Genomic DNA, 7956 nt, shown 5'->3' with positions numbered 1-7956 from the left:
CCCTTGGTTCGCTTTTGTATCTCGGATTGGGAAATCCATTTCCGATGCTCGGTGTATTCGTCTTTAGACAACTGTAGACATTCGTTACACACCCGGGCAGATTCCCGGTTGCAGGCAAATAACCGGTCCAACTCCGGTTTGGATGCTTGAAAACGAACCATTTTCGCTCGAATCAACGGCTTACCCCCTGCAAAGGAACGTTTGTTCTTATTATTTATGATACCACACATACGTTCGTTTCGGAAGGGATTGTCAGGAAAATTCCAATTGGCTCATACAGAAGCTGCTGTTTCCCCAGCCCATCGCCTGCGGGAATGTTCGGGAAAATCGTCATTCATCCCCCACCTACTTCGTTGAGGAAGGGGACTTCTGACGAAGGTAGTTAAACAAGTATACGTCAGCTTCGGGCAGCAGGTAAGGGCGGGTCCCCTTAATCTTATGGACCCGCAGCTCCGTGAAGCTTTCAATCTTTTCTCTCCACTGCTCTTGAAGGTGGGGCTGCACGACAACCGCTGCTGGATGCGTCTCCGGCTCCAGCAGCATTCCTGCGGCGGTGTAGGTTTTGCCGAGTCCTACATCGTCGCCGAGCAGCAGGGAGCCGCGCGCCAGGCATAAATCTATTGCTTGCGCCTGATAGTGGCGGATCTTTTGACCGGGTGTGAGACCTGCTCTCGTTATCGGTACATAATCGGGCTTTAATATGTTTTCCATATGCGCCTGCACTTCGAAAAACCGTTCGCTGCCTTTCAGCAGACGGGCCTTGTCTTCAGGCGACATCCGCATAGGATAACGCTGGATAAACCATGACAAATCCGCACATATATTCGATCTGTTCGAGAATAAGAAAGTCCCTACCTGCCTCAAGGCAACTCGCGGGAACAGCTGTTTTAACCGTATGGCCGCGTGCGGATGAACTTCGGTCAGCTTCCATCTGCCGTTCGTTAGTTCCATTATTCCGTAAAAGACTCCCATGCCCCACCGTACTTTCATAAAATAATCTCTTGCATTGTTATCGTTTCAGCCGGCGATACCGGACAATGGACAGAGGAAGGAAGACAGCCGTAATGAGGACCGGCCAAATAACGGCAAATTCGATTGCGTGTTGAGCCGCCCAGCTGTCCGCTTGCCACCCCGGGTTCATGAACAATTGTCTCGTTGCTGCCGCCGTTGCGGATAGCGGATTCCATTCCGCGATCGTACCGAGCCAAACCGGCATCGTGGACGGTTCCACAAACACGCTGGAGAGAAACCCGAACGGCCAGACCAATATTTGAATGGCTGCGACGGACTCCGGACCTTTCGCGGCAAGCCCCATATAAATGCCTGCCCACAGCATGGCAAAACGCAGCAGCAGCAACAATGCGATCGCAGCCAGCATTGCATCGAGTCCGTCATGCCAGCGCCATCCCAGAAGCAGTCCGCTGCCGATTAAGACTCCAAGACCGACAATGGAATGGATCGTATCCGCAATGCATCGTCCCAGCAAAATGGCGGATGCATTCATGGGCATCGAGCGAAACCGGTCGGTCACTCCTTTCGAAGCGTCGGCCGACACGGCGATCATCGTTGATTCAAGCCCGAAAACCATTGTCAAGGCGAACATTCCCGGCATCAAAAATTCGAAATAATTCCCGCCGACCGGAACCCGAATCGCTCCGCCAAACAAGAAGCCGAACATGAGAACGATCATGACGGGGAACAGCCATCCAATGAGTACTACGCCAGGCTGCCGGCGCCAGTGAAGAAAAGCTCTTCCGGTTATTGTCACGATATCGCCGACGGCATAATTGAGCCTTCTCCCGAGCGTGTCGGCGGGAGCTAACGATTCAAAGCTTCGTATGGATGCCTTCATATCAAATTGCCCCCTTATTTTGCGTTGAAACTGCCGGCGAGCCGGTGAGATCGATGAACACTTCATCCAGAGACGGACGCCGAACGGCAATGTCGACCGGGTCAAGACGAGCCTCCGACAATGCGGCAGCAGCCTTTAACAAAGCCTCCGTCCGGTTGTTTACAGGTACATGGATCCGGTGCGACGCTTCGTCAACGAATGGCTTTGCCGGAATCACCTTTGCAATCGTCTCGACAGCCTTTCTAGTATCCGCCTCGCCGCTCATCGTGATTTCCAGCCGGTCTCCTCCATAAACCGACTTCAGTTCATCGGCCGTACCTTCCGCAATGATTCGTCCCTCCTTGAGAATGGAAATACGATCTGCGAGCAGATCCGCCTCTTCAAGATATTGGGTAGTCAGCAGAACCGTCGCGCCTTCATCCGCCAACGATCTTATCGCCCCCCACACTTCCTTCCTGCCTAACGGATCGAGGCCGGTGGTAGGCTCATCGACGAACAGCACGGAAGGAGAAACGATTAAGCTGGCCGCCAAATCGAGCCTGCGGCGCATTCCGCCGGAATATTTGCCAACAGGCATATTTCCCGAGCCGGCCAATCCAAACCATTCCAACAAATCGTCAGCGCGTTTCCTAGCTTGTCTGGGGGATAAGCGGCTTAGCCGTCCGAACATGACTAAATTTTGTCTCCCAGTCAGTATCTCGTCCAATGCGGCATACTGCCCGACAAGGCCTATCCTCTCGCGGACTTCGCGCGCTTGCGTACTGACATTGTATCCCGAGACATAAGCTTCTCCGGCATCCGCTTCAAGCAACGTCGAAAGGATTTTCACCGTCGTAGTCTTGCCGGCACCGTTCGGACCGAGAAGCCCGTGCACCTTTCCCCGCGGCACCTCCATGTTCAACCCGTTGAGTCCGTTGGAGGAACCTCTGTAATTCTTGGTCAATCCGTAGACCGCAATGTCCAACTTGTTATTATTCACGCGCCCTCACCATCCATTCGCATTGTACTGTACATCGTACCGTACACTGTACTATAATATGGATAATCTTACTTGTCAACAAAAATATGATAAGATGATTTCATCTTTAGATGGGAGTACACGTGACATGAGCCAAAAGAAAGCAGGAAGAGACCCTGCCCGAAGCTTGAATTTATTATGGGGTTCGCAGACCGTGCCGGGGAGGTCGGGCTTGACCGTCAAGAAGATCGTCGCGACAGGCATGGAAATCGCCGGCGCGGAAGGAATCGAGGAATTGTCCATGCGCAAAGTCGCGGACCGGATCGGCGTCGGGACAATGTCTTTATATACTTACGTACCCGGAAAGGCGGAGCTTCTCGATCTGATGCTTGACGCGGCATACGAGGATCTCTACGACGCCGCGGCAATATCTTCAATTCTAAATAACAACTGGCGCCAAGCGCTGCATTTCATTGCCAAGACGAACTGGGACTTATTCCGGAAGCATCCTTGGATTCTCGATTTGACGGGCGGGCGCCCGGTACTCGGCCCTCATACGACGATGAAATACGATACGGAGCTGCGCGCTTTGGAAGGCATCGGTCTGACGGATATCGATATGGATGCCTCCCTCTGCCTCGTTCTTATGCATGTAGAGAGCTGCGCACGGCTGGCCGTAAACATAAAAGATACGCAGCAAAAGACGGGCATGGACGAAAACGAGTGGTGGTTGTCGCACGCTCCGACGCTTCAACGGCTCATCGACCCGGCGAGGTTTCCCGTCGCATCCCGTGTAGGAGAAGCGGCTGGCCAAGCCCATCTAGGAGCCCAAAATCCGGATTACGCCTATATGTTCGGTCTGGAGCGAATCATGGACGGGATAGGCATGTTGATTGAGGCCGGGAAAGCGAAGTAGTTGACTTGATTTGAGGATGATGATTACGGGGTTTCATGTGTACGCTACGATGACGCCACCATTCGTAGAAACTCAGATCATCGGGTTGCGGTGCCTAAACAGGGCTTGTAGGGCCTGCTTGCCGGAGAAACTCCGGTTGCGGTGCCTAAAACAGGGCTTGGGGGGCCTGCTTGCCGGAGAAACTCGGGTTGCGGTGCCTAAACAGGGCTTGTAGGGCCAGCTAACCGGAGAAACTCCGGTTGCGGTGCCTAAAACAGGGCTGGTGGGGCCTGCTTGCCGGAGAAACTCCGGTTGCGGTGCCTAAACAAGGCTTGTGGGGCCTGTTAGCCGGAGAAACTCCGGTTGCGGTGCCTAAAACAGGGCTTGTGGGGCCAGCTAACCGGAGAAACTCCGGTTGCGGTGCCTAAAACAGGGCTTGTGGGGCCAGCTAACCGGAGAAACTCCGATTACGGTGCCTAAAACAAGGCTTGTGGGGCCTGCTAACCGGAGAAACTCCGGTTGCGGTGCCTAAAACAGGGCTTGTAGGGCCTGCTTGCCGGAGAAACTCCGGTTGCGGTGCCTATAGTCCAAAAGTGTTTAAAAGGATCCGCAACAAATGATAGCAGCCTTGGCCGAAAAGCCAAGGCTGCATGCGCGTATTCGATTATTCCCCGCCGGCGTCAATGTAGGCTTGGAGCTGTCTGATGACCTCTTCGCGGATTTTGTTTAACCCGAGAGATTCCCATTCGTCGTTCGCCTTTTGCGCTTCTTGATAAAACTTCTCTTTCCCGATCAAACCGTTGGAGGCGATTTGGAAAAATTCGTTGTACTTCGGCTGAACCTTTGCCACTTCGCTCTTGATCGGCCCCAGATCGATCTTGAAGCCTGCAAGCGGACGTTTGAAGTAAGTGTCCTCGCGCGCCATGTATTCGTAATATTTCATCGCCTCCGGATCGACTTCGGAATTAATCCGGATATAATTCGAGTTCCAGGTCAGCTCGTAGCCGGGGAACACATGGCTGCCCAACGGCTTGAATTGATTGTCGCCCACCGCTTCCCAATGCTTGCCTTCGATGCCGAGTTCGAACAGATCATGGTTTTCTTGGCTCTGGAAGATCCAGTCGATAAACTGCATCACGCGATCCGGGTGCTTGGAGGTCGTGGGGATCGCCACCGAGTTCGCAGCTACAAAATCCGTAGAAACGCAACCGGCAGTAAGCTCCCGGTAGCACTTCTGGTAAGCGAAGAACTCCAGCTCCCCTTCCGGTACGCCTGCTTTCAGCTTCGGCCCGATCGAATTAAATCCGGAGATGTCGTTTTCTACTGCGGCGGCTTTTCCCGAAGCGAACAAACCGATCTTATCCTTCTGGCTGATGGAATCCTTCTCCAAATAATTGTTCCAGTCGCTATATTTCAAGAAATGTCCGTACAGCGTATCCGGGTTGTTGAAGGGAGGCGGCAATTTATCGAATTGATCCTGGGAATCCCCGAGAATGACCGCGCCAAGCACCTTTTTATAATCATCCGACAAGATGACGTTGAAGTGCCCGGCCGCTCCTACGATCATACGAGGAGTGCCTTTCTCGAATTCGGGCTCCAAGAGATGATAGAAGCCCCTGCGGCCTTCGACAGCCAGCGGAACCATATTCTCTTCTTGCTCCATCACTTTCTGGAAATAGGCTTCCAGCTCTTCGTAGCTGTCGATCGGATCCATACCGTATTTCTCGCGAAGATCCTTCCGGATGAAGACTCCGTCGGGAGTGCCGAAATATTGGGTGAACGGTACCGTATAAAGCTTTCCGTTGATTTTATTGCTTTCCAGAAACTCCGAGGAAAACGCTTTCTTCAATCCGGGGTATGCATCGTTATTGAAATACTCGTCCAGCGGGATATAAGCTCCTTGCGGCACTAACGTCCTCAGATTTGCCCATGGCGCATCGAATACGAGATCGACATCTTCTCCGGCGGTCATCTTCAGCTTGACCTTATCCCTATGATCGGGCAGCGGAGACCATTCGATATTGAGCTTAACGTTCAATGTATCTTTCGTCCTCTTGTAAAACTCTTCAAGCACCGCATCCATATCGCTCGGCTTGTCGCCGAACAGCATGACCTTCAGTGTGACAGGCTCCGGCGGCTGATTTTCGCTTTCGTTTGCATCGGTATCCCCGCCTTCGGCGTTTTCACCTCCGTTATTTGTCGCAGCGGGGGCTCCGCCGCCGGAGTTGGTGCAGCCGATTAGAGCGAGCATGAACACAAGTATGACGGATATCAGCTTATTTCTCATTTGTCGAGTCCTCCCTTTTTCATGAATGAGATGTATAATAAACCGGCAAAGCCGGATTTAGCCTTTCACAGAGCCCACCATCAAACCTTTGACGAAATACTTTTGCAGGAACGGATACAGGAAAATAATCGGACCGATGGTCACTACCGCTGTCGCCAAACGCGTCGTATTGGACGGGATAATATACCCCGGAATGGTCACCTGATCGGAAATTTGATTTGCAAAGTCCAGATTCCGTACCACCTTCATGACGAGATACTGCAGCGGATGCAAATTTTCATTGCTGATAAACAACATCGCTCTAAACCATTCGTTCCAAAATGCGAGCGCATAGAACAAACTGATCGTCGCGATCGCCGGCAGCGAGACGGGCAGGATGATACGGAAGAGGATATAGATGTCGTTCGCACCGTCGATCTTCGCCGATTCCGCCAGCGCGTCATCGATCGTATTGAAAAAATTGCGCAGCAGGAACATATTCCAAGGGTTAAGCAGCCCCGGAATAATGAGTACCCAAATCGTGTCTTTCATGTGCAAATACTTCGAGATGAGGATATAGGTCGGAACAAGTCCTCCCTTGAACAGCATCGCGAAAAATACGTAGAACGCAACATGATTGCGGTATTTCACAGACTTGACCGATATGCCGTATGCCATGGCGCACGTCAAGATCATGCCTAGAATTGTTCCGACGCACGTCACAAATATCGTGACCCCATAAGCATTGAAGATGACGTCGTCGCTCAGCAGAAGCTTGTACGCATCTAAGGAAATTTCTCTTGGTATCAAGCTGTATCCATACTTGACCAAAGCACCTTCGCTCGTTATCGAGCTGGAGATCACCGTCAGAAACGGAACGAGACAGTACAGGGCGAACCCCCCCATGAAAATGTAGAAAATCAACAGCAGCAGACGGTCGCCGGCACTCTCCTTAATCACTGCAGCTCCCTCCCCTCTCTAAAATAACGCCGAATCGGAGTTCAGCTTTTTCGCCGCGTAATTTGCGGTGAGAACCAGAAAGAAGCCCACCAAGGATTGATAGAAGCCGACCGCGGACGACATGCCCATATCCCCAAGCTCCATAAGCGCCCTGTAAACAAACGTATCTATGACATCCGTCGTCGGATACAACAGCGGATTCGATCCGACTATTGCGTAGATCATGCCGAAGTTGCCGTAAAATATGTTCCCGAGCGCCAGAAGGATCAGCAATATCATCGTCGGCTTTAATAACGGCAAGGTGATGTGCCATATTTTTTGCCATCGGGACGCGCCGTCGATCGATGCCGATTCATAGATGGAAGGATCGATTCCGGTGATCGTCGCCAAATAAACGATGGAGGAGAAACCCGCACCATGCCATAACGTGAGCAAGACGAGCAATAACGGCCATATTCCCGGGCTGCTGTAAAAGCTGACCGGTTCGACTCCGAGTTTGGTTAAAATCACATTGATTAAGCCGTCACTGGAAAACAGCGTCATGGTAAACATCGAAACGACCGTCCAGGATATAAAATGAGGCAAAATGACAACCGATTGCGACGTCTTCTTGAACCACTTGTTCCCGATCTCGGAAAGCATCACCGCGATCGCGATCGCCGCTATCGTTCCGAAAGCAAGAAACAACAGGTTCAAATATACCGTATTGAACGTTACCCACAGCCAATCTTTGGATTGGAAAAAAAATTCGAAATTTTTCAATCCGACGAATTCACTGCCCATTATGCCTTTCACCGCGTTAAAATCCTGGAATGCGATCACCAGCCCAAACAAGGGCAAATATTCGAAAATAAAGATAAAGATAAATCCGGGCAATATGAGCAAATATAAGTACTTGTTCTTCATCAGTTCCGCCAAGAGTCCTTGCCGCTTATTCACGCCCGGCTGCACGGTTCGAACGGATGTCGTCGTTCTCAAAAAGTATCCCTCCTTGTATTTCAAACGATAGGCCCGCGCCGCAAAAT

At 51.7% G+C, this 7956-nt stretch carries 7 protein-coding genes; 1 reads left to right on the top strand and 6 read right to left on the bottom strand.

Annotation, left to right across the window (positions count from 1 at the left end; genetic code table 11):
• Positions 1 to 345 precede the first annotated feature (345 nt).
• The 3 genes from JET16_RS20155 to JET16_RS20145 are packed head-to-tail and all read right to left on the bottom strand — an operon-like array spanning position 346 to position 2831.
• Positions 346 to 990 (bottom strand): DEAD/DEAH box helicase, encoded by a 645-nt coding sequence (locus JET16_RS20155; RefSeq protein WP_199619560.1) that lies wholly within the window; start codon positions 988 to 990, stop codon positions 346 to 348.
• A 19-nt stretch (positions 991 to 1009) separates the two neighbouring features.
• On the bottom strand, positions 1010 to 1852 hold the full coding sequence (locus JET16_RS20150) for an ABC transporter permease (RefSeq protein WP_199619555.1): 843 nt from the start codon (positions 1850 to 1852) through the stop codon (positions 1010 to 1012).
• Position 1853: 1 nt separating this feature from the next.
• The gene (locus tag JET16_RS20145; RefSeq protein ID WP_199619553.1) at positions 1854 to 2831 is read right to left on the bottom strand and encodes an ATP-binding cassette domain-containing protein; all 978 of its coding nucleotides are present in this window, start codon (positions 2829 to 2831) and stop codon (positions 1854 to 1856) included.
• A gap of 127 nt (positions 2832 to 2958) precedes the next feature.
• Between JET16_RS20145 and JET16_RS20140 the strand changes: the two genes are divergently transcribed.
• The gene (locus tag JET16_RS20140; protein WP_199619541.1) at positions 2959 to 3726 is read left to right on the top strand and encodes a TetR/AcrR family transcriptional regulator; all 768 of its coding nucleotides are present in this window, start codon (positions 2959 to 2961) and stop codon (positions 3724 to 3726) included.
• Positions 3727 to 4369: 643 nt separating this feature from the next.
• Here the strand turns inward: JET16_RS20140 and JET16_RS20135 are convergent.
• The 3 genes from JET16_RS20135 to JET16_RS20125 are packed head-to-tail and all read right to left on the bottom strand — an operon-like array spanning position 4370 to position 7837.
• Positions 4370 to 5992: an extracellular solute-binding protein gene (locus tag JET16_RS20135; RefSeq protein ID WP_199619538.1), complete on the bottom strand. Its 1623-nt coding sequence runs from the start codon at positions 5990 to 5992 to the stop codon at positions 4370 to 4372.
• Positions 5993 to 6049: 57 nt separating this feature from the next.
• Positions 6050 to 6931 carry a carbohydrate ABC transporter permease gene (locus JET16_RS20130; protein WP_199619536.1) on the bottom strand — a complete coding sequence of 294 codons (882 nt, stop codon included), beginning with the start codon at positions 6929 to 6931 and terminating at the stop codon, positions 6050 to 6052.
• An 18-nt stretch (positions 6932 to 6949) separates the two neighbouring features.
• Positions 6950 to 7837: an ABC transporter permease gene (locus JET16_RS20125; protein ID WP_233531961.1), complete on the bottom strand. Its 888-nt coding sequence runs from the start codon at positions 7835 to 7837 to the stop codon at positions 6950 to 6952.
• Between the last annotated feature and the right edge of the window lie 119 nt (positions 7838 to 7956).

The organism is Paenibacillus alkalitolerans (genome assembly GCF_016482785.1).
Lineage (GTDB): Bacteria > Bacillota > Bacilli > Paenibacillales > YIM-B00363 > Paenibacillus_AE > Paenibacillus_AE alkalitolerans.
This window is presented reverse-complemented; position numbering and strand designations above follow the sequence as displayed.